The organism is Bradyrhizobium sp. HKCCYLRH3061 (assembly GCF_051168015.1).
Lineage (GTDB): Bacteria > Pseudomonadota > Alphaproteobacteria > Rhizobiales > Xanthobacteraceae > Bradyrhizobium.
In genome coordinates, this window is the sequence record NZ_JBNPUE010000044.1 from 1 (window position 1) to 1,016 (window position 1,016).

Genomic DNA, 1,016 nt, shown 5'->3' on the forward strand with positions numbered 1-1,016 from the left:
GTGGTCATGCCCAACGCCGTCTTGCCGTTGTGGCATGTCGCGCAGTTGGTGTCGGTCGCGGCATGCTTGAAGGCCGCACCGCCCCAGCTGGTGAAGCCGCCCGAGGCCGCCTTGGCATGGCAACTGACGCAGTCCGCCCCGCCAGTGGCAACGTGGTTCGGATACGACGCGGTTCCGATTGCGCCCTTGGTACCCTGGCCGGTGTAGCTGCCGTTGTGACAGCTGTCGCAGCGTGCCGTCGCCACTGCGGCGTGGTTCATCGTGTAGGTGGCAAAGCTCGCCGCGGTGTTGCTGTGGCAGTTCGAGCACTGCAGCGTCCCGGTCGGGATATGTGGCGGCGTGGTCATGCCCAACGCCGTCTTGCCGTTGTGGCAGGTGGAGCAATTGGTGTCGGTGGCCTTGTGAGCAAACGCGGCGCCGCCCCAGCTGGTGAAGCCGCCCGAGGCCGCCTTGGCATGGCAACTGACGCAGTCCGCCCCGCCAGTGGCAACGTGGTTCGGATACGACGCGGTTCCGATTGCGCCCTTGGTACCCTGGCCGGTGTAGCTGCCGTTGTGACAGCTATCGCAGCGCGCCGTCGCTACCGCGGCGTGGTTCATGGTGTAGGTCGTGAAGCTCGCGGCGGTGTTGCTGTGGCAGTTGGAGCATTGCAGCGTGCCGGTCGGGATGTGCGGCGGCGTGGTCATGCCCTGCGCGGTCTTGCCGTTGTGGCAGGTCGCGCAGCTGGTGTCAGTCGCGGCATGCTTGAACGCCGCACCGCCCCAGCTGGTGAAGCCGCCGCTCGCCGCCTTGGCATGACAACTGACGCAGTCCGCCCCGCCAGTGGCAACGTGGTTCGGATACGACGCGGTTCCGATTGCGCCCTTGGTACCCTGGCCGGTGTAGCTGCCGTTGTGACAGCTGTCGCAGCGTGCCGTCGCCACTGCGGCGTGGTTCATCGTGTAGGTGGCAAAGCTCGCCGCGGTGTTGCTGTGGCAGTTCGAGCACTGCAGCGTCCCGGTCGGGATATGTGGCGG

1 protein-coding gene is annotated in these 1,016 nt (G+C 66.7%); it reads right to left on the reverse strand.

Annotated features, from left to right (window positions below):
* Positions 1–1,016: hypothetical protein (locus ACQR2C_RS32610; protein ID WP_434882966.1), on the reverse strand; the 1,016-nt coding region annotated here is incomplete at both ends.